The following is a 24,320-nucleotide window of genomic DNA, read 5'->3' as shown; positions in this document are numbered from 1 at the left end:
TGCGCAGGTCTTCGTCATGGGGGGAGTGCAGGGTTACGATCGCGGGCATGACGCCTCCGAAGCCCGCAGAAACGCAGACGGCGACGCTTGCTGACATCGCCCGTGAGGCCGGTGTCTCCGCTCCGACTGTTTCGAAGGTCCTGAACGGGCGCGCGGACGTCGCTCCGGCGACCCGTACCCGGGTCGAGGAGCTGCTGCGTGCCTACGGATACCGGCGGCGGCGCGCCGAGGCCTCCCGGTCGCCGCTCATCGACCTGGTCTTCCACGAACTGGAGAGCGCCTGGGCGATGGAGGTCATCCGGGGGGTGGAGAACGTCGCCCGGGACGCCGGGCTGAGCGTGGTGCTCAGCGAGAGCGCCGGGCGGCTCACCCCCGGGCGGACCTGGGCCGACCAGGTGGCGGCGCGGCGGCCGCACGGGGTGGTGCTGGTGCTGTCGGAGCTGGACGAGTCGCAGCGCGCGCTGCTGCTGAGCCGGTCGATCCCGTTCGTGGTGATGGACCCGGCGGGGGACCCGGGGCCGGACGTGCCGTCCATCGGGGCCACCAACTGGCAGGGCGGGCTCGCCGCCACCCGGCACCTGGTCGAGCTGGGTCACCGGCGTATCGGGGCGATCAGTGGCCCCTCCCGGATGATGTGCAGCCGGGCCCGGGTGGACGGATACCGGGCCGCGCTGGAGACCGCCGGGCTCCCCGTCGACCAGCGCCTGGTCAAGGCCGGGGACTTCCATCACGACGCCGGCTACCGGCTGGGTCTGGAGCTGCTGCGCATGCCCGACCGGCCCACCGCCGTCTTCACCGGCAACGACCTCCAGGCTCTCGGGCTGTACGAGGCCGCGCGCGAGCTGGGGCTGCGGATCCCCGAGGACGTGAGCATCGTCGGCTTCGACGATCTTCCGGTGGCCCGCTGGGTGGGGCCGCCGCTGACGACCGTACGGCAGCCGCTCACCGAGATGGCCGAGGCGGCGGCGCGGCTGGTGCTGGAGATGGGGCGCGCGGCGGAGGCCACCACGGCGACCCGGGTGGAGCTGGCGACCAGCCTGGTGGTGCGGTCGAGCACGGCGGCGCCCGCGAGCGGGTGAGACGGGCCTGGCCGGAAGGTGACGCATCGACGGGTGGTGCGGGCGTCTCCAGGGTCGGGTGGCCGTCTCCTGCGCGAACGCCTCCGGTGACGGGACCGGGCCGGACGGGGGTTGGGCGACCTTCGGGTTCAACGCGCCCTGGAGCGGCGGCAATCCGGTGCCGACCGTGACCCCGGGCTGAACCACGCCTGAGAAGGGTGAGATTTTCCGAAGAAAACGTCCTTGCGGTACTCGTGCTAACAGTCCCCTAATAATTCGGACTTATGTTCCTGTCCCGTGACGGGACACGAGGAGCAAGGCGGCGCGGGCAGACGGGCGGGCCGGCGGTCCAGAAGGCTGAGGATCGTCGGCCTCACCCTGGCGGGGGTCATGACGCTGGGCGTCGCCGGCGCGGGGTGGGTCTACTGGCACCTCGACGACAACATCAAGAGCGTCGACATCGACAGCGCGCTCGGCGACGACCGCCCGGCCAGGGCGGTGTCCACGCCGACGGCCGCCGCGTCCGTCTCCGCCTCGCCGCTGCCCACCGGTTCGGTCAACATCCTGGTGCTGGGCTCGGACTCGCGCAGCGGCAAGGAGAACCAGAAGCTCGGCGGCGGCGACAGTTCGGGCGCCCGCTCCGACACGGCGATGGTCGTCCACGTCGACGCGGGCCGCACCGGGGCCACGGTCGTCAGCATCCCGCGCGACACCCTGGTCACCCGCCCCTCCTGCCCGCTCTCCTCGGGCGGTTCGACGTCCGTCGCCCACGGCGCGATGTTCAACAGCGCCTACTCGGTGGGCGGCGCGGTGTGCGCGGTGAAGACGGTCGAGTCGATCACCGGCGTCCGCATGGACCACTACCTGGAGATCGACTTCTCGGGCTTCGCGAAACTGGTCGACGCGCTCGGCGGGGTCACCGTGACCACCGACCAGGACATCGACGACGACGACAGTCACCTGCACCTGAAGAAGGGCACCCATCACCTCGACGGCACCACGGCGCTGGCCCTCGCCCGCACCCGGCACGGCATAGGCGACGGCAGCGACCTCGGCCGGATCGGCCTCCAGCAGAAACTGGTCAAGGCCCTGCTGGACCAGATGGCCTCGATCAGCCTGCTGACCAACCCGGCCAAGCTCTACGAGGTCGCCGACGCGGTCACCGCAAGCCTCACCACCGACACGGGCCTGGACTCGCTCAGCGAACTGATGCGTCTCGGCCAGAGCCTGAAGGGCCTGGCCTCGGACCACGTCAGGACGGTGATGATGCCCGTGGTGACGGCCCCGTCCGACCCCAACCGGGTGATCGCCGACGAACCCGAGGCCGGCGACCTCTGGAAGTCGCTGCGGTAGGCCCCCGCGGCCCCCGCGCAGGGGCGCGGAAAAAAACTTCGGGAGATTCCGGCGCGCGTGTCGATCCGGGTCCGGCGCGTTCGACGCGAGGGTGAGATGCGGGGAGAGGCCCCGCACCGCACCGGAATCCCAGGAGTCACCGTGCCCCGTTACCTGTCGCTCGTGAAGATCGACGAGAACACCGCCCCCGCCGAAGGCCCCAGCCAGGAGCTGATGCAGCGGATGGGCGAGCTGATCGAGGAGATCACCAAGGCCGGCGTGATGCTGGACACCGCGGGGCTCACGCCGACCGCCCAGGGCACCCGGGTGCACTGGGAGGGCGGGAAGCTCTCCGTCACCGACGGGCCGTTCACGGAGTCCAAGGAGGTCGTCGGCGGCTACGCGATCATGCAGTGCAAGGACATGGCCGAGGCCCTGGAGTGGACCAAGCGGTTCCTGAAGGTGCACGAGGAGTTCTGGACGGTGACCTGCGAGGTGCGGGAGATCGCGGAGGGCTGATCCTCCTGGCGTACCGCCGCCCGGGGGTGTCGAATGGAGGGCTGTGAGCACACAGCCCTCCGTCGACGCCGAGGCCCGGCACGCCATCGAGACCGTCTTCCGCCTGGAGTCGCCCCGCGTGATCGCGGTCGTCGCCCGGACCGTCCGGGACGTCGGCATCGCGGAGGAACTGGCCCAGGACGCCCTCGTCGCCGCCCTGGAGCAGTGGCCCCGGGACGGGGTGCCCGACAACCCGGGCGCCTGGCTCACGGCCACCGCCCGCCACCGCGCCGTCGACCTGGTCCGGCGCCGGGAGAACTACGCCCGCAAGCTCGCGGAGATCGGCCGCGCGACGGAGACGGCCGCCCCGCCGGAGGAACCCGCCGACCCGGACGACATCGACGACGACCTGCTCCGCCTGGTCTTCACCACCTGCCACCCGGTGCTGTCGCCGGAGGCCCGCACCGCGCTCACCCTCCGGCTCCTCGGCGGCCTGAGCACGGCCGAGATCGCCCGCGCCTTCCTCGTCCCCGAGCCGACCGTGGCCCAGCGCATCGTCCGCGCCAAGCGCACCCTGGCCACCAGGAACATCGCCTTCGAGGTGCCCTACGGCCCGGACCGCGAGGCCCGGCTCGGCTCCGTGCTCGACGTCATCTACCTGATCCACAACGAGGGGTACGCGGCCACGGCCGGCGACGACTGGCTGCGCCCCTCGCTGTGCGAGGACGCGCTGCGGCTGGCGCGCGTGCTGTCCTCGCTGATGCCGAAGGAGCCGGAGGTGCACGCCCTCACCTCGCTCCTGGAGTTCCAGTCCTCCCGCACGGCCGCCCGCACCGGCCCGGACGGCGAGCCGGTCCTGCTCCGGGACCAGAACCGCCGCCGCTGGAACCGCATGCTCATCGCCCGCGGCATCCGGGCCCTGGCCCGCGCGGACGCCACGGCGACGGGCGCCCCGGGACCGTACGCCCTGCAGGCGGCCATCGCGGCCTGCCACGCGCACGCGTACACCTACGAGGAGACCGACTGGCGGTCCATCGCCACCCTGTACGGCCTGCTGGCGGTCCGGTCCCCGTCCCCGGTCGTCGAGCTGAACCGGGCGGTGGCCGTGTCGATGGCGGACGGGCCGGCGGCGGCCCTGGCGATCGTGGATCCGCTGACGGCCGAACCCGCCCTGCGCGACTACCACTTGCTGCCCAGCGTGCGCGGTGACCTGCTGGCCCGCCTCGGGCGTACGGCCCAGGCCCGCGCGGAGTTCGAACGGGCCGCGGGGCTGGCCCGCAACGAGCGGGAGCGGGAGCTGCTGCTCGCCAGGGCGCGTGAGTGCGCTCCGTAACCTTCTGGCACACAGCTGTTCACCCACAACTCCGTTCCCATGGCAACTAGTTGGCACATACAGTGACCCGGCCCCCGTGCGGGGGCTGTTCAGACCATGGGGGGTCGACAACTTGAGAATGTTCACGCGCCGCCGTGCGGCGGCGCTCGCGACCGCGGCCGTACTGGCCGCGACGGGCACCCTGGCGCTCGCGCCGGGTGCCGTCGCCGACGACGCCGGGCCCTGGCCGGGAACCGAGGGCAGGATCCTCACCGACGGACCGCGGCTGATCGACCCGGCCACCGGCACGGCCACCGCCGTCTCCTCCGTCGCCTCGGGCCTCTACGGCGCCTGGGCGCCGGACGGCAGCCGGTTCGTCACCGCCTCGTACCGGACGATCAGCAGCGTGCGCACCAGCGGCGCCACCAAGCTCACCCTGCCCCTGGCCAAGGGCATGCGGAACGACAACGTCGGCTACACGGACCTGACCTACGGCTGGAACGGCCGCTACGTCGTGTTCTCCGACGGCGGCCAGCTCGCCTACGGTCCCTCCGACGGCGCCTGGGCCCCCGGCCCGCTGCTGTCGACCGCCCAGGAGCCGTCGACCGCCTGCGACTCCGATCCGACCGTGGACGACTCCACCGGCCGGGTCGCCTTCGAGCGCCGCAACGGCGCCTGCTCCGCCGACCCGGGCGTCTACGTCTACGACTCGGTCGCGGACACGGTCAAGCTCGTACTCGGCCACGCCGGGCAGCCCGCCTTCTCGCCCGACGGCGGCAAGCTGGCCTTCGTCCGGGACTCCCAGCTCTTCACGGCGAACGCGGACGGCACCGGCGTCAAGCAGCTCACCGACGACACGCGCTCGTACTCCAACCCCTCCTGGTCGCCCACCGGCACCCGGATCCTCTACGACGTCCACACCAACCCGAACGACAGCGACGCGCACAGCACCGAGTACCTCGACCTGACCAGCGGCGCGTTCACCCCGGTCCCGACCACCTGGGAGGGCAGCAACCCCAGCTGGCAGCCGGTCCGCAAGAACACCACCGCCCGGGTCTGGGGCGCCGACGCCAACGGAACGGTCGTCGCCTCCTCGCGCTGGAGCTGGAACACCGTCGGCCAGAGCGAGCCGGGCCTGCTGGACGCCAAGTCCGCCGTCCTGCTCGGCCAGGACGACTCGGCGGACGCGCCCACCGCCACCGCACTCGCCGGCAAGCGGCAGGGGCCGGTGCTGACGACCGTGAAGACCGGGCTGTCCACGGCGGTGAAGAACGAGCTGCAGCGCACCCTGAAGAAGGGCGCGAACGTGTGGATGGTCGGCGGGACCTCGGTCCTCACCACCAACGTCTCCACGCAGCTGAAGTCCCTCGGCTACGTCCCCAAGCGGATCTCCGGCACCGACCGCTACGACACCTCGGCCAAGGCCGCGAAGACGGTCACGACCAGCCCGACGTACGTCTTCCTGGCCAGCGGCACCGACTACCAGGCGGCGCTCCCGGCGGCCGCCGCGGCCGGCGCCGACGGTGCGGGCAGCACCGGCGGCGTGGTTCTGACCAGCGGCAAGTCGCTGACCTCGGCGGTGAAGTCGTACCTCAACAGCCTCAATCCGGCCAAGACCATGGTCATCACGGTCGGGGCGGACGCCAAGTACGCGCTGACCCACGCGTCGATGACCAAGTGGCCGTCGACGTACTACTACTACCCGGTCACGGGCGCCGACAGCGAGGCGCTGTCGGTGGCCGTCGCCAAGTTCTGGTGGACCACGCCGGGCCAGGTCGCCGTCGCCTACGCCGGCTCCTGGCGGGACGGCGTCTCCGCGGGCTCGGCGATGAACGTCTACGGGCCCGTGCTGTGGACCTCCCGGCCCGCGCTCTCCGACGGGGTCAAGAGCTACCTGCTGCGCGAGTCCGCCGGCACCCAGGCCGTGATCGCCTTCGGCGACACCGGCTCGGTCACGCTGGGCGCGCTCAACACGGCCGGCTCGTCGATCAGCGCCGGCGGGAACGACTTCGTGTACCGGCCGTACTACAACGGCGTCGCCCCGGCCGCGCGCGCCTTGTCGCTGCGTACGGACGCCGGTGACCCGGTCCCGGCGGCCACCAGGTCCGGCCGGGCGACCGACCGGAACCCGTCGTCGCTCAGGACGGCCCAGCACCGGTAGCCGGCCGCGCGGGGGCGCCGACGAGCATGGTCGGCGCCCCCGCCACCCGGGTCAGGAACACCGTCGCCGCGTTCGGTCCCTGCGGCTTGACCTTCCTGCGCAGTTCCTCCGGCTCCACGGCCGAGCCGCGCTTCTTCACGGTGAGCGTGCCGACCCCGCGCTCGCGCAGCAGCGCCTTCAGCTTCTTGACGTTGAAGGGGAGCCGGTCGGTGATCTCGTACGGCGTCGCCCAGGCGGTGGCGCGCAGTGTGTCGGCGGTGATGTACGCGATCGTCGGGTCGACGAGCCCGCCGTCCAGTTCCTCGGCCACCTCGGCGACCAGGTGGGCCCGGATGACGGCGCCGTCGGGTTCGTACAGGTACCGCCCCACGGGACGGACCCGGGGATCGGGCAGGCCCCGGCCGGGAAGTGTGCGCGGGCCGGGCAGCAGGGTGGCGCGGACCGTCCCGGGCGCCGTCCCGAACCAGAGCACCGCCTCCTTCACGTCCCCCGCGTCCGAGATCCACTCCGCCTCGGCGTCCGCCGGGACCGCCTCGTGCGGGACGCCGGGGGCGATCTTCAGCGCGGCGGTGCGCGCGGCCCGGCGGGCCGCCTCGACGGCCCAGGACAGCGGCGGTGAGTAGGCCTCCGGGTCGAAGATGCGGCCGCGGCCGCCGCGCCGGGCCGGGTCGACGAACACGGCGTCGTAGCCGGCCGTGTCCACCTCCGTCACGTCCGCCTCCCGGACCTCGATCAGGCCGGCGAGCCCCAGTGCGTCGGCGTTCGCGCGCGCCGCGGCCGCTGTCAGCGGGTCCCGGTCCACGGCCAGCACCCGGATCCCGGCCCGCGCGAGCGCGATCGCGTCGCCCCCGATCCCGCAGCACAGGTCGGCGACCGAGGTCACCCCCAGCGCCCGCAGCCGCCCGGCCCGGTACGAGGCGACACTCGCCCGCGTCGACTGCTCGACCCCGTTCGGTGTGAAGAACATGCGGTCCGCGTCCGCGTCCCCGAACTTCGCCGCCGCCCGCTGCCGCAGCCGGGCCTGGGCGAGCGCCGCCGACACCAGCTCGGCGGGGTGCGCGCGGCGCAGGCGGGTGGCCACGGCGAGTTCGTCGGCGGCCGCGGTGCCGCGCACCTCGGCGAGGAGGGCACGGCCCTCGGGGGTCAGGAGGGGGGCGAGGAGGTCGTTCACCGGGCCATTGTCGGCCAGTCGGTGGATGGTTCGCCTCCGGCGGCGGTGTCGGACCCGGTTCCGGGGGAGGTCCTGGAAGGATCCGACACCATGCGAGTAGTCGTACAAAATGACAAAAAAGGGTTGACGGTGGGTGTGGCGGGCCTGCTGGCCGTGGCAGCCCTGGTGTCCGGCTGCGCGGGGCCGGACACCGGCTCCATCGCCCGTCCCGCCGCCGGCCAGCAGCCGCCGCACAGGCCCGCCGCCGCCCCCGACTCCCACGCCGCCCTGGCCGCCGCCGCCAGGCGCTGGGGCCTGGACGCGGTCCCGCTGCGGGCCCCGGCCCCGCCGAAGGTGAAGCCGCGGATCACCGCACGGGACGGCTTCGAGGTGGACGGACAGGAGGAGGACGACCTGCCCCCGGTCTTCACCACGATCCCGACCCGGCAGAAGGTCGTCTTCCTCACCATCGACGACGGCTCGAACAAGGACCCGCGGTTCCTGCGCATGATGAACGACCTGCGGATCCCCTACACCGCCTTCCTGAGCAACTACCTCGTCAAGGACGACTACGGCTTCTTCCGCACGATGCAGTCCGAGGGTCACACCCTCAACAACCACACCCTGACCCACCCCTATCTGCCGGGACTCTCCTACGAGGAGCAGAGGGACGAGATCTGCGGCATGCAGGCGATCATGAAGAAGCAGTTCGGCAGGGCGCCGACGGTCTTCCGGCCGCCCTACGGCAACTACAACGGCGACACCCTGCGCGCCGCCAAGTCCTGCGGCATCAAGTACGCGCCGATCTGGGACGAGGAGGTGTTCGTCGACCACTGGGAGTACCGCGAGTGGGACCGCGACCTGCACCCCGGTGACATCGTGCTCACGCACTTCCGGGGCACGGACGACTGGGACGGCACGATGGTCGACGACATGCGCCGCTTCCTGAACAAGGTCACCCGCGAGGGTTATGCGGTGGCGCGCCTGGAGGACTACCTGTGAGCAGGCCGAGGGCGACGGCCGCGCTGCTGACCGCCGCCCTCCTCCTGGCGGGCTGCGCCCAGTCCGTCGACCCGATCGAACGGCTGGGCAAGAAGGCGGCGGACCGGGTACGGCCGCACGGCCCGGCCGGCGAACAGCCCTACCGCCGCTGGGGCCTGACCGCGCCCCTCCTGCCGGCACCGCACCCCCCGCTGCACCCGCTCGCCCGCCACTCGGCCCGTCCGCCGGTAGTCGACCACGTCCGCACCGGCGACAAGGTCGTCTTCCTCACCTACGACGACGGCGCCGAGAAGGACCCCCGGTTCGTCGACATGGTCCGTGAACTGCGGCTCCCGGTGAGCATGTTCCTCACCGACAGCGTGGTCGGCCCCGGCTACGGCCACTTCGCCCGCCTCCAGGAGGTCGGCGCGAGCGTCCAGAACCACACCCTCGACCACCCGGCCATGCCCGGCCTGCCCTACGCCGGCCAGCGCGCCGAGATCTGCGGCCAGCAGGAGAAGCTGAAGTCCCGTTTCGGCATCCGGCCCCGCCTCTTCCGCCCGCCCTACGGCACCTACGACACCACCACCCTGCGCGCGGCGGCCGCCTGCGGGGTGACGGCGGTCGTCCTGTGGCGCGCGGCCATGACGGCCGACGGCATCGCCTACCGCCACGGCGAGAAACGGCTGCGCCCCGGCGACATCGTCCTGGTGGGCCCGGACGAGGCCACGGGCCTGACCCTGCGCGAACGCACGACCCGGCTGCTCCGGCAGGTCCAGGAGAACGGCCTGACGGTGGGGCGGCTGGAGGACTACCTCTAGGGCCTGTCCGACCATTCCCGTCTGCCTCGCGACGCCGTGCGCGCACTCTCGCCGCCCCGGGCGCAGACCCGGGTACGGTCCAGTACCGGGGCCCACGCCGGCACGCCGGGAGCACGCACCTGACGCCGCGAGGCCGCCCTCCGGGCGACGACGGGAATGGTCGGACAGACCCTGGGTCCCGTCCGTCCGGGGCCCGCCCGAGTCACCGATTTCCGGCGCCGCGCCGCGGCCAATTGGCACTCCGCTTGACCGAGTGCTAATCCCGGTCATAGTCTCGGCTCTGGCACTCGGCAGATGAGAGTGCCAACAACGCGACGGGCAGGTCCGGCACCCGCGACGACGGATCCACCTGGTCGCCACCTCAGACAGTTAACCCCGTGAGATCTCCGAAGGGGGAGGTCGGATCGTGACGACCACCAGCTCCAAGGTTGCCATCAAGCCGCTTGAGGACCGCATCGTGGTCCAGCCGCTCGACGCCGAGCAGACCACGGCCTCCGGCCTGGTCATCCCGGACACCGCGAAGGAGAAGCCCCAGGAGGGCGCCGTCCTCGCCGTGGGCCCGGGCCGTTTCGAGAACGGCGAGCGCCTGCCGCTCGATGTCAAGGTCGGCGACGTCGTGCTCTACAGCAAGTACGGCGGCACCGAGGTGAAGTACAACGGCGACGAGTACCTCGTCCTCTCGGCTCGCGACGTGCTCGCGATCATCGAGAAGTAGTTCACCCCAAGCACATTCTGCTTTGAGCTGCGCCCCTGGCCCCCGCGACCTTATGAAGCCGGGCGTCGGGGGCGCGGCTCGTTTCACCCACGTTTTCCGAGAGGGCTGAACCGCTCCCATGGCGAAGATCCTGAAGTTCGACGAGGACGCCCGTCGCGCCCTTGAGCGCGGCGTCAACAAGCTTGCCGACACCGTCAAGGTGACGATCGGTCCCAAGGGCCGCAACGTCGTCATCGACAAGAAGTTCGGCGCCCCCACCATCACCAACGACGGTGTCACCATCGCCCGCGAGGTCGAGATCGAGGACCCGTACGAGAACCTCGGCGCCCAGCTGGTGAAGGAGGTGGCGACCAAGACCAACGACATCGCGGGTGACGGTACGACCACCGCCACCGTGCTGGCCCAGGCGCTCGTCCGCGAGGGCCTCAAGAACGTCGCCGCGGGTGCCTCCCCGGCCGCCCTGAAGAAGGGCATCGACGCCGCCGTCGCCGCCATCTCCGAGGACCTGCTCGCGACCGCCCGGCCGATCGAGGAGAAGTCCGACATCGCCGCCGTCGCCGCGCTGTCCGCCCAGGACCAGCAGGTCGGCGAGCTCATCGCCGAGGCGATGGACAAGGTCGGCAAGGACGGTGTCATCACCGTCGAGGAGTCCAACACCTTCGGTCTGGAGCTGGACTTCACCGAGGGCATGGCCTTCGACAAGGGCTACCTGTCGCCGTACTTCGTGACGGACCAGGAGCGCATGGAGGCCGTCCTGGAGGACCCCTACATCCTCATCAACCAGGGCAAGGTCTCCTCCATCGCGGACCTGCTCCCGCTGCTCGAGAAGATCATCCAGAGCAACGCCTCCCGCCCGCTGCTGATCATCGCCGAGGACGTCGAGGGCGAGGCGCTCTCCACCCTCGTCGTCAACAAGATCCGCGGCACCTTCAACGCGGTCGCGGTCAAGGCCCCCGGCTTCGGCGACCGTCGCAAGGCGATGCTGGAGGACCTGGCGATCCTCACCGGCGCCACGGTCATCTCCGAGGAGGTCGGCCTCAAGCTCGACCAGGTCGGCCTGGACGTGCTGGGTTCCGCCCGCCGTGTCACGGTCACCAAGGACGACACCACGGTCGTCGACGGTGCCGGTGACTCCGGTGCCGTCACCGGCCGCGTCGCCCAGATCAAGGCCGAGATCGAGAACACCGACTCCGACTGGGACCGCGAGAAGCTCCAGGAGCGCCTCGCGAAGCTGGCCGGCGGCGTGTGCGTGATCAAGGTCGGCGCCGCCACCGAGGTGGAGCTGAAGGAGAAGAAGCACCGTCTGGAGGACGCCATCTCCGCGACCCGCGCCGCGGTCGAGGAGGGCATCGTCTCCGGTGGTGGCTCCGCGCTCGTCCACGCCGCCAAGGTGCTGGAGGGCGGCCTGGGCAAGTCCGGCGACGAGGCCACCGGTGTCGCCGTGGTCCGCCGCGCGGTCGTCGAGCCGCTGCGCTGGATCGCCGAGAACGCCGGCCTGGAGGGCTACGTCATCACCTCCAAGGTCGCCGAGCTGGAGAAGGGCCAGGGCTTCAACGCCGCCACCGGCGAGTACGGCGACCTGGTCAAGGCCGGCGTCATCGACCCGGTCAAGGTCACCCGCTCCGCCCTGGAGAACGCGGCCTCCATCGCCTCCCTGCTCCTGACGACCGAGACCCTGGTCGTCGAGAAGAAGGAAGAGGAGGAGCCGGCGGCCGCCGGTCACTCCCACGGCCACGCCCACTGAGGCGACGCGCCTGCACGGATGAAGCCCCCGTTCCCGGTCGTCCGCCGGGAACGGGGGCTTCGCCCCTCGCGGGTACTTCGATCGTCTGCCTAGTTCGCCAGCGCGTCCAGCGCGTCCAGCTGTGCCAGCAGTCCTATCCGGTCGTACTGCAACCAGCTCTCCGCCATCTTCCCGTCGGCGTCGAAGCGGTGGATCGTCGTCCCGGTCATGGTGACCTGCCTGCCGGTGTTCGGCACCCCCATGAACGCCGCCTTCTGCACACCCGTCCAGAGCCACCTGGTGCACACCCGGTCGTCCTGGGAGATCTGGTCCTCGATGAGGAACGAGAAGTCGAAGGCGCCCCGCCACATCTCCAGCTTGCGCCGCATCGCGTCCATGCCGATGGTGTCCCGGCCCTCGACCGGATCGTGGTCGTGGTAGTCCTCGGTGATCAGGCCGTCCAGCGCAACCAGCGGGCCGGGCGCGGCGATCGTGTCGAAGAACCGCCGTGCGGTGGCCGCGGTGCCGGTGTGCGGCCGCTCGTCGCGCACCACGTCCAGATCCGTGAACGTCGGCATCCCCTCGCAGAGCGCCAAAATCTCGTTGAGGACCTGGTCGGCCTCCGGCCGGTTCGAGTTCCGCATCGCCTCCTCGTACGAGGCGAACTCCACGATCTCGACGACGTGCGACGCGTCGGAGCGGTCCTTGCCGACCACCGCGTGCGTCGCCGTGCGCTTCCCCTTGGTCTGCGTGACCCACCTGTCCATCAGCCGGTCCATCTCGGCCGGCCGGTTGGTCCTGCACTCGATGAGCTGTACGAACGTCATGCCGCCGCCTCCGGCCCCCCTGGGTCCGGTACCGTCACGCCCATTTTCCCACCGGGGGAGGCGGCACCACCTCAGCCGTCACTGCGGTCCGTACTTGCGCCCCGTCTTCGAGGTGATCCCGCCCAGCAGCCCGTGCGGGGTCACCTTCGCCAGTCCGGTCAGCACCTTGTACCGCGGGTCCGGGATCGACAGCGTCTTGCCGCGCGCGAGGTCGGCGAGCGCCGCCTCGACCAGCTTGTCGGCGTCCAGCCACATCCAGTCCGGGATGTTGTCCGTGCCCATCCCGGCCCGCTGGTGGAACTCGGTGCGCACGAAACCGGGCGCCAGCGCCATCAGACGGACCCCGGTCCCCGCCAGATCGCGCGCCGCGCCCTGGGTGAACTGCACGACCCACGCCTTCGACGCGCCGTAGGTGCCCCGGGGCACGAAGGCCGCCACCGAAGCCACGTTGACCACACCGCCGCGCCCGCGCTCCCGCATCGCCTCGGCCGCGGCCGAGGTCAGCCGCAGCACCGCCTCGCAGTGCACCTTGAGCATCTTCAGCTCGTCGGCCATCGAGACGTCCAGGTAGTGGCCCTTGTTGCCGAAGCCCGCGTTGTTGATCAGCAGGTCGACCGGGCTCCTGCGGTCGCCGAGGCGGCCTGCGACCGACTCGATGCCGGTGTCCTCGGCGAGGTCGGCGGTGAGCACCTCGGCCTCGATGCCGTGCCGGTCGTGCAGCTCGGTGGCCTGCTCGCGCAGCCGTTTGGTGTCCCGTGCCACCAGGACGAGGTTGTGCCCGTCCGCCGCCAGCCGCCGCGCGAACGCGGCACCGATCCCCGCGGTCGATCCCGTAATCAGAGCCGTTGTCATGGCCCAAGGGTAGTTACCCGGACTGTCGGCGTCCGTTGCGCGCACCAGCTCTTCCGAAGGGTGAAGCGCCGGTGGACGGCCCGGGGGTGACGGCCGTTCAGTCCTGCTGCGCGGCCACGTACTTCCGGGCCTGCGCCAGCGCCTCCGGGTGCAGCGCGTGGCCGGCCACGAGGAGCCGGGGCAGCAGCTCCCGCTCGGTGGTGGTGGCGCGGAACTCCATCGCCGCCGTCACGCCGTGCGCCGGCCGGTGCACGATCTCGATCGGGTCGCCGGCCCGGATCTCACCCGGTTCGATCACCCGGAGGTAGGCACCGGTCGCACCCTTCCGCGTGAACCTCTTCACCCATCCCCGCTCGCCCAGATGGCCCTGAAAAGTACGGCACGGGATGCGCCCGGACGTCACCTCCAGTACGACCTCGGAACCGATCCGCCAGCGCTCGCCGATCAGCGCGTCCGACACGTTCAGCCCGTTTGTCGTGAGGTTCTCACCGAAGCAGCCGTTCGGCAGCGGCCGGCCGAGCTCCTTCGACCAGTCGTCGAGGTCCTCGCGCGCGAAGGCGTAGACCGCCTGGTCGTCGCCGCCGTGGTGGCGCAGCTCGCACACCGCGTCCCCGGCCAGACCGCTGCCCGCGACCCCCTTCGGCCCGGGTGCCTGCACCCGCACGGGACCGTCCGCCGGCCGCTTGTCGATGCCGGTCACGCCGTCCTTCTGGTCCGTGTGGGGCGACGGCGTCGGGATGCCGAGGTTCACCGAGAGAAGCTGCATGGTCCGACGGTACGGGACCGTGCTCAAAGCGTCGACGCACTATCGGGTGCACTGTCCAAGCCCGGCTTATGATCGGAGGGTGATAGAGGCCCGTCATCTCCGTGTTCTGCGCGCAGTCGCCACCACCGGTTCCTTCTCGGCGGCGGGGCGCGAACTGGGCTGCACCCAGCCCGCCGTCAGCCAGCAGATGAAGGCGCTGGAGACCTCCGTGGGCACCCCGCTGCTGGTGCGCAACGGCCGGGAGATGCGCCTGACCCAGGCCGGCGAGGCACTCGTGCGGCACGCCTCCGGGATCCTCGCCGGACTCACCGCCGCCGAGGAGGAGGTCGCCGCGATCGCCGGTCTGCGCGCCGGCCGGGTCCGTCTGGTCTCGTTCCCGAGCGGCAGCTCCACTCTTGTCCCGACGGCGCTGGCCGCCCTGCGCGCGGCGCATCCCGGCACCCGGGTCTCCCTGGAGGAGGCCGAGCCGCCCGCATCCGTGGAGCTGCTGCGCGCGGGTGACTGCGACATCGCGCTGGCCTTCCGCTACGAGGGTGCGGCGGGCGCCGAGGAGTGGGACGACCTGGTGGTACGGCCGCTGCTGACGGACCGGCTGGTCGGCCTGCTGCCGGAACGGCACCGGCTCGCACGCGCGGAGTCGGTCGCCCTGGGGGAACTCGCCGACGAGCCCTGGATCGCGGGCTGCCCGCGCTGCCGGGGACAGCTCGTCCAGGCGTGCGAGAGCGCGGGATTCACGCCCCGTATCGACTTCGCCACCGACGACTACCCGGCCGTGGTCGGCCTGGTCGGCGCCGGTCTGGGCGTCGCGGTGCTGCCCCAGCTGGCGGTCGAGTCGGTACGCCCGAGGGGCGCGCGCACGGTGGCGCTGGAACCCGCGGTGGTGCGGGAGATCGTCGCCCTCACGCTGCCCGACCTGGCACAGGTGCCGGCCGTGGCGGCGACGCTGCGGGAGCTGGGGCGGGCGGCCCGGCGGGCCTGAGGCGACGGGCGGCCCGATCGGCAGCGTGCCAGTGATCTGAAGAAACGTTCTTTCAGGTAGGTAGGGGGAGTCGGTGCTTTCAGGTGCGAGGGAGGGAGTCGCCGCTGGTCGTCGAGGCCGACACCAGCCTGTTCCGCGCCCGCCCCATGAGCTCTTCGCGCTCGTCCTCGGTCAGGCCGCCCCAGACGCCGTACGGTTCGCGGACCGCCAGCGCGTGCGCCGCGCACTCCGCGCGGACGGGGCACCTCATGCAGACCTCCTTGGCCGAGTTCTCACGGGCACTCCGAGCCGCCCCGCGCTCGCCCTCGGGATGGAAGAAGAGCGAGCTGTCGACCCCACGGCAGGCAGCCAGCAGCTGCCAGTCCCACAGGTCCGCGTTCGGTCCGGGAAGGCGGGAGAAATCTGCCATTACGTGACCCCTTGTAGCCGTTCTGGGCGGATACGGTGCCAATGACCGTATATCTCCGGTCTAGAGAGATGAAAATATGACTCATTGCGAATCTAGCCCCAGACACCGTGAAACGGGAAGAAAAAGGTCTAAATGGGGCATTGGATGTGATGAAAAGTTGAGAGTCTGACGTCCATGTCTGCACCGTGTCCGCCCCCTCACGTAGAGTGCCGAAGAGGCCACGCAGCCCCGTAACTCTTTCGAGTGACCGTCGTTGAGAGTGCGGAGGCGGTTGAAACAACAAGCGCTCGGGCAGGCGTCCGAGACGGTCGACCGCACAGGTGACGATTCCGTACCAGCCTGGAGGCTCAAGGTGACGCGCATCAGCTGCGGAGGGCGGTCATGACATCCGTCCTCGTCTGCGACGACTCCCCGCTTGCCCGAGAGGCGCTCCGCCGCGCGGTGGCGACCGTGCCCGGCGTCGAGCGCGTGACGACGGCGGCCAACGGCGAGGAAGTCCTCCGCCGCTGGGGCGCCGACCGCTCCGACCTGATCCTGATGGACGTGCGCATGCCCGGTCTGGGCGGTGTCGAGACCGTGCGCCGGCTGCTGTCGGCCGACCCCGGCGCGCGCATCATCATGCTCACGGTCGCCGAGGACCTGGACGGCGTGGCCCTGGCCGTCGCCGCCGGTGCCCGCGGCTACCTGCACAAGGACGCCTCGCGCGCGGAACTCCGCGCGACCGTCACCCAGGCACTCGCGGACCCCACCTGGCGGCTGGCGCCCCGGCGGCTGCGCTCGGCCGAGATGGGCGCCGCGCCCACTCTCACCGCGCGCGAGATCCAGGTCCTCGAAGGCATGAGTCACGGCCGCTCCAACGCCGAGATCGGGCGCGAGCTGTTCCTTTCCGAGGACACCGTGAAGACCCACGCCCGGCGGCTGTTCAAGAAGCTCGGCGCCTCCGACCGCGCCCACGCGGTGGCCCTCGGCTTCCGCTGGGGACTGGTCCGATAGCGGGGCGATGAGCTGCGCCGCAGCGGGATCGCGGACCGACCGGACGCCCCCGCCCACCGTACGGTGGGCGGGGTCCGCAAGGCGGATCGCCTCGGGCCCGCTGCTCGTTTCGGCGCTGATGCCGCATCCTTGAGGTGTGGAGTCTCTCGGGGACGAGTCGTTCGAGCGGAAGGGGAGGGCGCAAGGGATGAGTTCCGGCGCACCTGCTCATAACGCTTCGGTGCACAACGACGGACGTGGTGCCACACCGCCGACGGCAGCAGGGCACGATGGACCGATGCGCGACGACGAGGCGGTCACCGCCATTGGGACGATCGGCGCCCTCGTCCACCGCGCCGTCGACGGGGACGAGCAGGCCACGCACGACCTGCTCGCCCATGTCCACCCGCTCGCGCTGCGTTACTGCCGTACGCGGCTGTCGCGCCTGCCGGGCGACGCCCGGCACTTCGTGGAGGACCTGGCCCAGGAGGTCTGTGTGGCGGTCCTCCTCGCACTGCCCCGCTACCGCGACACCGGCCGCCCCTTCGAGGCCTTCGTCTTCGCCATCGCCTCCCACAAGGTCGCCGACCTGCAGCGGGCCGCGATGCGCCACCCGGGCTCCACGGCCGTTCCCTCCGACGAGATGCCGGAACGGCCCGACGACTCCCTCGGCCCCGAGGAGCGGGCGCTGCTCAGCAGCGACGCCGAATGGGCCAAGAAACTCCTCGCCAACCTCCCCGAGAACCAGCGCGAGCTGCTGCTCCTGCGCATCGCGGTGGGCCTGACCGCCGAAGAGACGGGCCAGATGTTGGGAATGTCACCGGGCGCCGTCCGGGTCGCCCAGCACCGTGCCCTGAGCCGGCTGCGCGCACTGGCGGAGCAGTAACCGCACGGTTCGCCGCACCCGATGAACAGGCGTGCGCTCATTTCCGTACGAACATACGAAGCCTGAAGCTGAGTCGTACCGTGGAATTTGGGGCCTGTGCTTCCCGTTAGCATGGACATCCGCACCGTTCAAGGCCATTTGGGGAAGGTGTCATGACTGCCAACGTCGACGGAGTGCCCGGAAAATTCGCGACACTCGGGCTTACCTACGACGACGTGCTGCTGCTGCCGGGCGCATCCGAGGTGCTCCCGAACGCGGTCGACACCTCGTCCCGCATCTCGCGCAACGTCCGGGTCAACATCCCGCTGCTGTCCGCGGCGATGGACAAGGTGACCGAGTCCCGCATGGCGATCGCGATGGCCCGTCTCGGCGGCGTCGGCGTGCTGCACCGCAACCTGTCCGTCGAGGACCAGGTCAACCAGGTCGACCTGGTCAAGCGGTCCGAGTCCGGCATGGTCACCGACCCCATCACGGTGCGTCCGGAGGCGACCCTCGCCGAGGCCGACGCCCTGTGCGCGAAGTTCCGGATCAGCGGTGTGCCCGTCACCGACCCGGCCGGCAAGCTGCTCGGCATCGTCACCAACCGGGACATGGCCTTCGAGAGCGACCGCTCCCGCCGCGTGCACGAGGTCATGACCCCGATGCCGCTGGTGACCGGCAAGGTCGGCATCTCCGGCAGCGAGGCCATCCAGCTGCTGCGCAAGCACAAGATCGAGAAGCTGCCGCTGGTCGACGACCAGGGCGTTCTCAAGGGCCTCATCACGGTCAAGGACTTCGTCAAGGCCGAGAAGTACCCGAACGCCGCCAAGGACGCCGAGGGCCGCCTGCTCGTCGGCGCTGCCGTCGGGGCCAGCCCGGAGGCCCTGGATCGGGCCCAGGCGCTCGCCGAGGCCGGCGCGGACTTCCTGGTCGTCGACACCTCGCACGGCCACAACAGCAACGCCCTCAGCTGGATGTCGAAGATCAAGTCGAGCGTCGACATCGACGTGATCGGCGGCAACGTCGCCACCCGCGACGGCGCCCAGGCGCTCGTCGACGCCGGCGTCGACGGCATCAAGGTGGGGGTCGGCCCCGGCTCCATCTGCACCACGCGCGTGGTCGCCGGCATCGGCGTCCCGCAGGTCACCGCCATCTACGAGGCCTCCCTCGCGGCCCGTCCGGCCGGCATCCCGCTGATCGGCGACGGCGGCCTGCAGTACTCCGGCGACATCGGCAAGGCCCTCGCCGCCGGCGCCGACACCGTGATGCTGGGCAGCCTGCTGGCCGGCTGCGAGGAGTCGCCCGGCGAGCTCCTCTTCATCAACGGCAAGCAGTTCAAGTCGTACCGGGGCATGGGCTCGCTGGGCGCGATGCAGTCCCGCGGCCAGGGCCGGTCGTACTCCAAGGACCGGTACTTCCAGGCCGAGGTCGCCTCGGACGACAAGCTCGTGCCCGAGGGCGTCGAGGGTCAGGTGCCCTACCGCGGTCCGCTCTCCAACGTGCTGCACCAGCTCGTCGGCGGCCTGCGCCAGACCATGGGCTACGTGGGCGCCGCCACCATCGACGAGATGGAGTCCAAGGGCCGGTTCGTCCGCATCACCTCCGCGGGTCTCAAGGAGAGCCACCCGCACGACATCCAGATGACGGTCGAGGCGCCGAACTACAGCCGCAAGTAGTCTGCACGGCCTTTCCAGGGCGGTCCCGGACACACCGGGGCCGCCCTCGCCGTGCCTGTCGGCGATACTGGAAGACGCTGAAACGAAGAGGGAAAGGCCACAGACGTGACTGAGATCGAGATCGGGCGCGGCAAGCGCGGCCGCCGGGCGTACGCCTTCGACGACATCGCCGTCGTCCCCAGCCGCCGCACGCGGGATCCGAAGGAGGTCTCGATCACCTGGCAGATCGACGCCTACCGCTTCGAGCTGCCGTTCCTGGCCGCCCCCATGGACTCGGTCGTCTCCCCGGCCACCGCCATTCGCATCGGCGAACTCGGCGGCCTCGGTGTGCTCAACCTCGAAGGCCTGTGGACGCGCCACGAGGACCCGCAGCCGCTGCTCGACGAGATCACCGGGCTGCCCGCCGAGGAGGCCACCCGCCGGCTCCAGGAGATCTACGCGGCCCCCATCAAGGAGGAGCTGATCGGCGCGCGCATCAAGGAGGTGCGCGACTCCGGCGTGGTGACGGCCGCCGCGCTCTCCCCGCAGCGCACCGCCCAGTTCTCCAAGGCGGTGGTGGACGCGGGTGTGGACATCTTCGTCATCCGCGGTACGACGGTCTCGGCGGAGCACGTCTCGTCCTCGCACGAGCCGCTCAACCTGAAGCAGTTCATCTACGAGCTGGACGTCCCGGTGATCGTCGGCGGCTGCGCCACCTACACGGCGGCCCTGCACCTGATGCGCACGGGCGCCGCGGGCGTCCTCGTCGGGTTCGGCGGCGGCGCCGCCCACACCACGCGCAACGTGCTCGGCATCCAGGTCCCGATGGCCACCGCGGTCGCGGACGTGGCGGCGGCCCGCCGTGACTACATGGACGAGTCCGGCGGCCGGTACGTCCACGTGATCGCCGACGGTGGTGTCGGCTGGTCCGGGGACATCCCCAAGGCGATCGCCTGCGGTGCGGACGCGGTGATGATGGGCTCCCCGCTCGCCCGTGCCACGGACGCGCCCGGCAAGGGCCACCACTGGGGCATGGAGGCGGTCAACGAGGAGCTGCCGCGCGGCAAGAAGGTCGACCTCGGAACGGTCGGCACCATCGAGGAGATCCTCACCGGCCCGTCCCACACCCCCGACGGCTCGATGAACCTCTTCGGCGCACTGCGGCGGGCGATGGCCACGACCGGTTACAGCGAGCTCAAGGAGTTCCAGCGCGTCGAGGTGACCGTGGCGGACAGCCAGCACAAGCGGTAGGTCCCGCACGACGGACAAGGGGCCGGTCATCCGAAACGGGAGACCGGCCCCTTCGCGCGCCGCGGGCCGGTCAGGCGGCCGCCTTCTGGGCGCCCGAGAACGCCGCCCACCCAGCGATCGCGAAGAACAGGAAGGTCAGCGGGTCGGCCGTCTCCTTCCACGCGTCCTGGACGACACCGAAGTGCTGGAAGAACACCTCGGAGAAGCCCAGGTCGAGCTGGTCGGCGCCGATCATCGCCTCGCCCACGAGCTGGCCGAGGTAGACGGAGCCGAGCGCGAGGAGCGTGGCGGCGATGGGGAGCAGCGGCTTGCGGCCGCCGCCGAGCCGGCCGGCCGCGAGGCCTATGACGAAGCCGACGCCGACGGCCGCCCAGCCGATCTCGTGCTTGGTGAGGCCGATGACCATGCCGTAGAGGGCGGCGGCGGCCACGGCCGCGACGACGGCACCCACCAGGCCGAGGGCGACATTGCCCCGGGGCGGCGCGGGCGGCGCCGGGGGCGGGGGTACGGCGCCGGGCTGGGCGGCGTACGGCGCGGACGCCTGCTGCTGCGCGAACGGGTTGCCGTCGGCGGGCTGCGGCTGCGACGGAGACTGCGGCTGCGGCGGTGGCGGAGCTGACTGGCTCATGACAGGAAATCCCCCCTGGTGGATCACTGTGCGAACAGCGAGATGAAGAGGCGTGCGCACACCTGTGCGACGCGAGTGAGGGGAGATTAACAGGAGCCGGTGACAACGCTCCTGGCGATTTCTCCGCGGCCGCGGAGCGGGGCTCAGAGCCGGTGCGCCGCCCCCGTCGGCGTCGCCCCGCGGGTGTCGAGGAGCAACTGTGCCTTCACCGACAGGCCCTGGAGGTCGTATGTCCGGTGCTGCTGGACCAGGATCGTCAGATCGGCGTCGGCGGCCGCCTCGTAGAGGGAGTCCGCGCGCGGGACCGGGCGGTCCAGGACGTTCCAGGACGCGATGTGCGGGTCGTGGTAGCTGACCGAGGCGCCCAGTTCCATCAGCCGGATCGCGATCTCGCGGGCGGGCGTGGCCTGCTGGTCGGCGAGGTCGGCCTTGTAGGTGACGCCGAGCAGCAGCACGCGCGCGCCGCGGGCCGACTTGCCGTGCTCGTTGAGCAGGGCGGCGGCGCGCTGGACGACGTAGCCCGGCATCCGGGTGTTGACCTGCTGGGCCAGTTCCACCATGCGCAGGCCGCGGCCGGTGACCCCGGACAGGTCCTGGGCGACCCCGTGGCCTCCGATGCCGGGGCCGGGGCGGAAGGCGTGGAAGCCGAACGGCTTGGTCTCCGCGCAGCGGATGACGTCCCACAGGTCGACGCCCAGGTCATGGCAGAGGACGGCCATCTCGTTGACGAGGGCGATGTTGACGTGCCGGAAGTTGGTCTCCAGGAGCTGCACGGTCTCGGCCTCGCGCGGGCCACGCGCGCGTACCACCTTGTCGGTGAGCCGGCCGTAGAACGCGGCCGCCGACTCCGTGCACGCCGGCGTGAGACCTCCGATGACCTTGGGGGTGTTGGCCGGGGTGAAGTCGCGGCTGCCGGGATCCACCCGACTGGGCGAGTAGGCGAGATGGAAGTCGCGCCCCGCGCGCAGGCCCGAGCCCTTCTCCAGCAGGGGCCGCAGGAAGTCCTCGGTCGTCCCCGGATGGACCGGTGACTCCAGGATCACCGTGGTGTGCGGGCGCAGCCGCTCGGCCAGGGTGCGGGCCGCGGCCTCCACGCGGCTCAGGTCGAGTCCGCCGTCGGCGCCGCGCGGGGTCGGCGCGCAGATCACGGCCGTGCGTACCCGCCCCAGCTCGGCCGGGTCCTTGGCCGCACGGAAGCCTCCCGAGAGCATCCGGCGCAGCTCGGCGGGGCTGAGCGAGCCCGCCTCCGGACCGGTGGCGTATCCGATCGTGGGGATGCCGGCGGCCACGGCGGCCTGGGCGAGGGGCAGGCCGTAGGGACCGAGTCCCATGACGGCGAGGTCTGCGGGCATGGCGTGGGCCGTCCTTCCCAGTAACCGAAGCGGGACAGGTGCGCAAGCCCTGTGGACAGGATGAGCGAAGCGCAATGTCAGACTAGGAGTAAATATGAACGTTATGTGGGATTGTGTACGTGTGTCTTCCGGGGGTTCGGTGAGCGTTGTCCACAGGCTGCGGGCGCGTGGTGGCTGAAGTCGGCCATCGCGGTCAGACTTTCGGCATGGGCCCCGCCTGCCGGGTGTGGCCGATGCGACCGACGACCGACGACGAGCCATGACCCATGGCGGCAGAGCGGGAGGCAGCGGTGAGGACAGCGACACTGGGGCCCGAGCAGCGGGCGGAGTCCTTGGCGGCCATGGCCGAGCGCGAGTTGGACGTGCTGGTGGTGGGCGGTGGAGTGGTCGGCGCGGGGACCGCGCTGGACGCGGTCACCCGCGGCCTGAACACCGCCATAGTCGAGGCCCGTGACTGGGCCTCGGGCACGTCCAGCAGGTCCAGCAAGCTGGTCCACGGCGGCCTGCGCTATCTGGAGATGCTCGACTTCGCCCTGGTCCGCGAGGCCCTCAAGGAGCGCGGCCTGCTCCTGGAACGGCTCGCCCCGCACCTGGTCAAGCCGGTGCCGTTCCTCTACCCCCTCCAGCACCAGGGCTGGGAGCGCCTGTACGCGGGCTCGGGCGTCGCGCTCTACGACGCGATGTCGATGGCCCGCGGGCACGGCCGGGGCCTGCCCCGCCACCGCCACCTGAGCCGCCGTCACGCCCTGCGCGTGGCGCCCGCCCTGCGCAAGGACGCCCTGGTCGGCGCCATCCAGTACTACGACGCCCAGATGGACGACGCCCGCTATGTGGCCACCCTGGTGCGCACGGCGGTGTCCTACGGCGCGAAGGCGGCCAACCGTGCGCGCGTGACCGGGTTCCTGCGCGAGGGCGAGCGGGTCGTCGGGGCCCGGGTGCTGGACGTGGAGGGCGGCGGGGAGTACGAGATCCACGCCCAGCAGGTCGTCAACGCGACCGGCGTGTGGACCGACGACACCCAGGCGATGGTCGGCGAGCGCGGTCAGTTCCACGTCCGTGCCTCCAAGGGCATCCACCTGGTCGTCCCCAAGGACCGCATCCACTCCACGACCGGCCTGATCCTGCGCACCGAGAAGTCGGTCCTGTTCGTCATCCCCTGGGGCCGGCACTGGATCGTCGGGACCACCGACACCGACTGGGACCTCGACAAGGCCCACCCGGCCGCCTCCAGCGCCGACATCGACTACCTGCTCAACCACGTCAACTCGGTGCTCGCGGTGCCGCTCTCCCGCGACGATGTCCAGGGCGTGTACGCGGGGCTGCGCCCGCTGCTGGCCGGCGAGTCCGACGCCACCAGCAAGCTGTCGCGCGAACACACGGTCGCGCATCCGGCACCGGGGCTCGTGGTGGTCGCGGGCGGCAAGTACACGACGTACCGGGTGATGGCCAAGGACGCGGTCGACGAGGCGGTGCACGGGCTCGACATGCGGGTCGCGGAGTGCGTCACCGAGGACATCCCGCTGCTCGGCGCGGAGGGCTACCGGGCGATGTGGAACGCGCGGGCCCGGATCGCCGCCCGTACCGGCGTCCATGTCGCCCGGGTCGAGCACCTCCTGAACCGGTACGGCTCGATGGCGGACGAACTCCTCGACCTCATCGCCGCCGACCCCGCTCTCGGCGAGCCGCTCACGGCGGCCGACGACTACCTGCGTGCCGAGGTCGTCTACGCCGCCTCCCACGAGGGTGCCCGCCATCTCGACGACGTCCTCACCCGCCGTACCCGTATCTCCATCGAGACCTTCGACCGGGGCACCCGCAGCGCCCGCGAGGCCGCCGAACTGATGGCACCCGTCCTCGGCTGGGACAAGGACCAGATCGAGCGGGAGGTCGAGCACTACGAGAAGCGGGTGGAGGCGGAACGGGAGTCCCAGCTCCAGCCGGACGACCTGACGGCGGACGCGGCCCGCCTGGGCGCCCCGGACATCGTGCCGCGGTAGGCCGCCGACGGCGGGC

The 24,320-nt window shown here is 71.4% G+C and carries 22 protein-coding genes; 15 read left to right on the top strand and 7 right to left on the bottom strand.

Annotated elements, in window-relative coordinates; all coding sequences use genetic code 11:
- Positions 1–47: 47 nt before the first annotated feature.
- The 5 genes from ACFXI4_RS10970 to ACFXI4_RS10950 all read left to right on the top strand — a co-directional run bounded on the left by ACFXI4_RS10970 (position 48) and on the right by ACFXI4_RS10950 (position 6,361).
- The gene (locus tag ACFXI4_RS10970; protein ID WP_384989453.1) at positions 48–1,079 is read left to right on the top strand and encodes a LacI family DNA-binding transcriptional regulator; all 1,032 of its coding nucleotides are present in this window, start codon (positions 48–50) and stop codon (positions 1,077–1,079) included.
- Between the two features lie 276 nt (positions 1,080–1,355).
- Positions 1,356–2,411 (top strand): LCP family protein, encoded by a 1,056-nt coding sequence (locus tag ACFXI4_RS10965; RefSeq protein WP_384989452.1) that lies wholly within the window; start codon positions 1,356–1,358, stop codon positions 2,409–2,411.
- 141 nt (positions 2,412–2,552) lie between these two features.
- Entirely contained in the window at positions 2,553–2,909 is a 357-nt protein-coding gene (locus ACFXI4_RS10960; RefSeq protein ID WP_384989451.1) for a YciI family protein, read from the top strand.
- 43 nt (positions 2,910–2,952) lie between these two features.
- Entirely contained in the window at positions 2,953–4,221 is a 1,269-nt protein-coding gene (locus ACFXI4_RS10955; RefSeq protein ID WP_384989449.1) for an RNA polymerase sigma factor, read from the top strand.
- Positions 4,222–4,339: 118 nt separating this feature from the next.
- Positions 4,340–6,361, top strand: coding sequence for a cell wall-binding repeat-containing protein (locus ACFXI4_RS10950; RefSeq protein ID WP_384989448.1), 2,022 nt, complete (start codon positions 4,340–4,342; stop codon positions 6,359–6,361).
- Here the strand turns inward: ACFXI4_RS10950 and ACFXI4_RS10945 are convergent.
- Complete coding sequence (locus ACFXI4_RS10945) at positions 6,339–7,532, bottom strand: methyltransferase domain-containing protein (RefSeq protein ID WP_384989447.1); 1,194 nt, start codon at positions 7,530–7,532, stop codon at positions 6,339–6,341. The genes ACFXI4_RS10950 and ACFXI4_RS10945 overlap by 23 nt on opposite strands.
- A 90-nt stretch (positions 7,533–7,622) precedes the next feature.
- On the opposite strand from ACFXI4_RS10945, the gene ACFXI4_RS10940 reads away from it, so the two are divergent.
- The 4 genes from ACFXI4_RS10940 to groL all read left to right on the top strand — a co-directional run bounded on the left by ACFXI4_RS10940 (position 7,623) and on the right by groL (position 11,772).
- Positions 7,623–8,513 (top strand): polysaccharide deacetylase family protein, encoded by an 891-nt coding sequence (locus ACFXI4_RS10940; protein WP_384989445.1) that lies wholly within the window; start codon positions 7,623–7,625, stop codon positions 8,511–8,513.
- Positions 8,510–9,313 (top strand): polysaccharide deacetylase family protein, encoded by an 804-nt coding sequence (locus tag ACFXI4_RS10935; RefSeq protein ID WP_384989444.1) that lies wholly within the window; start codon positions 8,510–8,512, stop codon positions 9,311–9,313. The genes ACFXI4_RS10940 and ACFXI4_RS10935 overlap by 4 nt, the downstream gene beginning before the upstream one ends.
- Before the next feature lie 406 nt (positions 9,314–9,719).
- Positions 9,720–10,028 (top strand): co-chaperone GroES, encoded by a 309-nt coding sequence (groES, locus tag ACFXI4_RS10930; RefSeq protein ID WP_066995800.1) that lies wholly within the window; start codon positions 9,720–9,722, stop codon positions 10,026–10,028.
- A gap of 118 nt (positions 10,029–10,146) precedes the next feature.
- Positions 10,147–11,772 (top strand): chaperonin GroEL, encoded by a 1,626-nt coding sequence (groL, locus tag ACFXI4_RS10925; RefSeq protein ID WP_362717636.1) that lies wholly within the window; start codon positions 10,147–10,149, stop codon positions 11,770–11,772.
- Positions 11,773–11,861: 89 nt separating this feature from the next.
- Here the strand turns inward: groL and ACFXI4_RS10920 are convergent, their stop codons facing one another.
- The 3 genes from ACFXI4_RS10920 to ACFXI4_RS10910 form a co-directional block, all read right to left on the bottom strand.
- The gene (locus ACFXI4_RS10920; protein ID WP_384989442.1) at positions 11,862–12,578 is read right to left on the bottom strand and encodes an ester cyclase; all 717 of its coding nucleotides are present in this window, start codon (positions 12,576–12,578) and stop codon (positions 11,862–11,864) included.
- Positions 12,579–12,656: 78 nt separating this feature from the next.
- A complete protein-coding gene (locus tag ACFXI4_RS10915; protein WP_362717630.1) occupies positions 12,657–13,430 on the bottom strand; it encodes an SDR family oxidoreductase in 774 nt (257 codons plus the stop codon).
- A 97-nt stretch (positions 13,431–13,527) separates the two neighbouring features.
- Complete coding sequence (locus ACFXI4_RS10910) at positions 13,528–14,196, bottom strand: MOSC domain-containing protein (RefSeq protein ID WP_362717627.1); 669 nt, start codon at positions 14,194–14,196, stop codon at positions 13,528–13,530.
- A gap of 79 nt (positions 14,197–14,275) precedes the next feature.
- Between ACFXI4_RS10910 and ACFXI4_RS10905 the strand changes: the two genes are divergently transcribed.
- Positions 14,276–15,175, top strand: a complete 900-nt coding sequence (locus ACFXI4_RS10905; protein WP_384989441.1) for a LysR family transcriptional regulator — start codon at positions 14,276–14,278, stop codon at positions 15,173–15,175.
- A gap of 79 nt (positions 15,176–15,254) precedes the next feature.
- On the opposite strand, the gene ACFXI4_RS10900 is transcribed toward ACFXI4_RS10905, so the two are convergent.
- The gene (locus ACFXI4_RS10900) at positions 15,255–15,584 is read right to left on the bottom strand and encodes a WhiB family transcriptional regulator (protein WP_362732945.1); all 330 of its coding nucleotides are present in this window, start codon (positions 15,582–15,584) and stop codon (positions 15,255–15,257) included.
- Positions 15,585–15,965: 381 nt separating this feature from the next.
- Here ACFXI4_RS10900 and ACFXI4_RS10895 point away from each other — a divergent pair, with 381 nt between their 5' ends.
- The 4 genes from ACFXI4_RS10895 (at position 15,966) to ACFXI4_RS10880 (ending at position 20,327) form a co-directional block, all read left to right on the top strand.
- Positions 15,966–16,577: a response regulator transcription factor gene (locus tag ACFXI4_RS10895; protein ID WP_003948568.1), complete on the top strand. Its 612-nt coding sequence runs from the start codon at positions 15,966–15,968 to the stop codon at positions 16,575–16,577.
- A 277-nt stretch (positions 16,578–16,854) separates the two neighbouring features.
- Entirely contained in the window at positions 16,855–17,442 is a 588-nt protein-coding gene (locus tag ACFXI4_RS10890; RefSeq protein ID WP_351693558.1) for a sigma-70 family RNA polymerase sigma factor, read from the top strand.
- 152 nt (positions 17,443–17,594) lie between these two features.
- Positions 17,595–19,097, top strand: a complete 1,503-nt coding sequence (guaB, locus tag ACFXI4_RS10885) for an IMP dehydrogenase (protein ID WP_362728766.1) — start codon at positions 17,595–17,597, stop codon at positions 19,095–19,097.
- Positions 19,098–19,202: 105 nt separating this feature from the next.
- Positions 19,203–20,327, top strand: coding sequence for a GuaB3 family IMP dehydrogenase-related protein (locus tag ACFXI4_RS10880; RefSeq protein ID WP_384989439.1), 1,125 nt, complete (start codon positions 19,203–19,205; stop codon positions 20,325–20,327).
- Positions 20,328–20,397: 70 nt separating this feature from the next.
- Here ACFXI4_RS10880 and ACFXI4_RS10875 read toward each other — a convergent pair whose 3' ends face one another.
- On the bottom strand, positions 20,398–20,955 hold the full coding sequence (locus ACFXI4_RS10875; RefSeq protein ID WP_384989437.1) for a hypothetical protein: 558 nt from the start codon (positions 20,953–20,955) through the stop codon (positions 20,398–20,400).
- Positions 20,956–21,098: 143 nt separating this feature from the next.
- The gene (locus ACFXI4_RS10870) at positions 21,099–22,307 is read right to left on the bottom strand and encodes a nucleotide sugar dehydrogenase (RefSeq protein WP_362728454.1); all 1,209 of its coding nucleotides are present in this window, start codon (positions 22,305–22,307) and stop codon (positions 21,099–21,101) included.
- A gap of 290 nt (positions 22,308–22,597) precedes the next feature.
- Here ACFXI4_RS10870 and ACFXI4_RS10865 point away from each other — a divergent pair, with 290 nt between their 5' ends.
- Positions 22,598–24,304: a glycerol-3-phosphate dehydrogenase/oxidase gene (locus tag ACFXI4_RS10865; RefSeq protein ID WP_384989436.1), complete on the top strand. Its 1,707-nt coding sequence runs from the start codon at positions 22,598–22,600 to the stop codon at positions 24,302–24,304.
- Positions 24,305–24,320: the final 16 nt, after the last annotated feature.

The organism is Streptomyces sp. NPDC059224, assembly GCF_042754285.1.
Classification (GTDB): Bacteria; Actinomycetota; Actinomycetes; order Streptomycetales; family Streptomycetaceae; genus Streptomyces.
The sequence above is the reverse complement of the archived record's forward strand: the minus strand, read 5'-3'. Positions and strand labels throughout refer to the sequence as shown.

Excerpts from the sequence above, each read along its gene's own strand:
- ACFXI4_RS10970 (WP_384989453.1), top strand. The coding sequence starts at position 48 with ATGACGCCTCCGAAGCCCGCAGAAACGCAGACGGCGACGCTTGCTGAC.
- ACFXI4_RS10950 (WP_384989448.1), top strand. The coding sequence starts at position 4,340 with ATGTTCACGCGCCGCCGTGCGGCGGCGCTCGCGACCGCGGCCGTACTG.
- ACFXI4_RS10940 (WP_384989445.1), top strand. The coding sequence starts at position 7,623 with ATGCGAGTAGTCGTACAAAATGACAAAAAAGGGTTGACGGTGGGTGTG.
- groL (WP_362717636.1), top strand. The coding sequence starts at position 10,147 with ATGGCGAAGATCCTGAAGTTCGACGAGGACGCCCGTCGCGCCCTTGAG.
- ACFXI4_RS10920 (WP_384989442.1), bottom strand. The coding sequence starts at position 12,578 with ATGACGTTCGTACAGCTCATCGAGTGCAGGACCAACCGGCCGGCCGAG.
- ACFXI4_RS10915 (WP_362717630.1), bottom strand. The coding sequence starts at position 13,430 with ATGACAACGGCTCTGATTACGGGATCGACCGCGGGGATCGGTGCCGCG.
- ACFXI4_RS10910 (WP_362717627.1), bottom strand. The coding sequence starts at position 14,196 with ATGCAGCTTCTCTCGGTGAACCTCGGCATCCCGACGCCGTCGCCCCAC.
- ACFXI4_RS10900 (WP_362732945.1), bottom strand. The coding sequence starts at position 15,584 with ATGGCAGATTTCTCCCGCCTTCCCGGACCGAACGCGGACCTGTGGGAC.
- ACFXI4_RS10895 (WP_003948568.1), top strand. The coding sequence starts at position 15,966 with ATGACATCCGTCCTCGTCTGCGACGACTCCCCGCTTGCCCGAGAGGCG.
- ACFXI4_RS10890 (WP_351693558.1), top strand. The coding sequence starts at position 16,855 with ATGCGCGACGACGAGGCGGTCACCGCCATTGGGACGATCGGCGCCCTC.
- guaB (WP_362728766.1), top strand. The coding sequence starts at position 17,595 with ATGACTGCCAACGTCGACGGAGTGCCCGGAAAATTCGCGACACTCGGG.
- ACFXI4_RS10875 (WP_384989437.1), bottom strand. The coding sequence starts at position 20,955 with ATGAGCCAGTCAGCTCCGCCACCGCCGCAGCCGCAGTCTCCGTCGCAG.
- ACFXI4_RS10870 (WP_362728454.1), bottom strand. The coding sequence starts at position 22,307 with ATGCCCGCAGACCTCGCCGTCATGGGACTCGGTCCCTACGGCCTGCCC.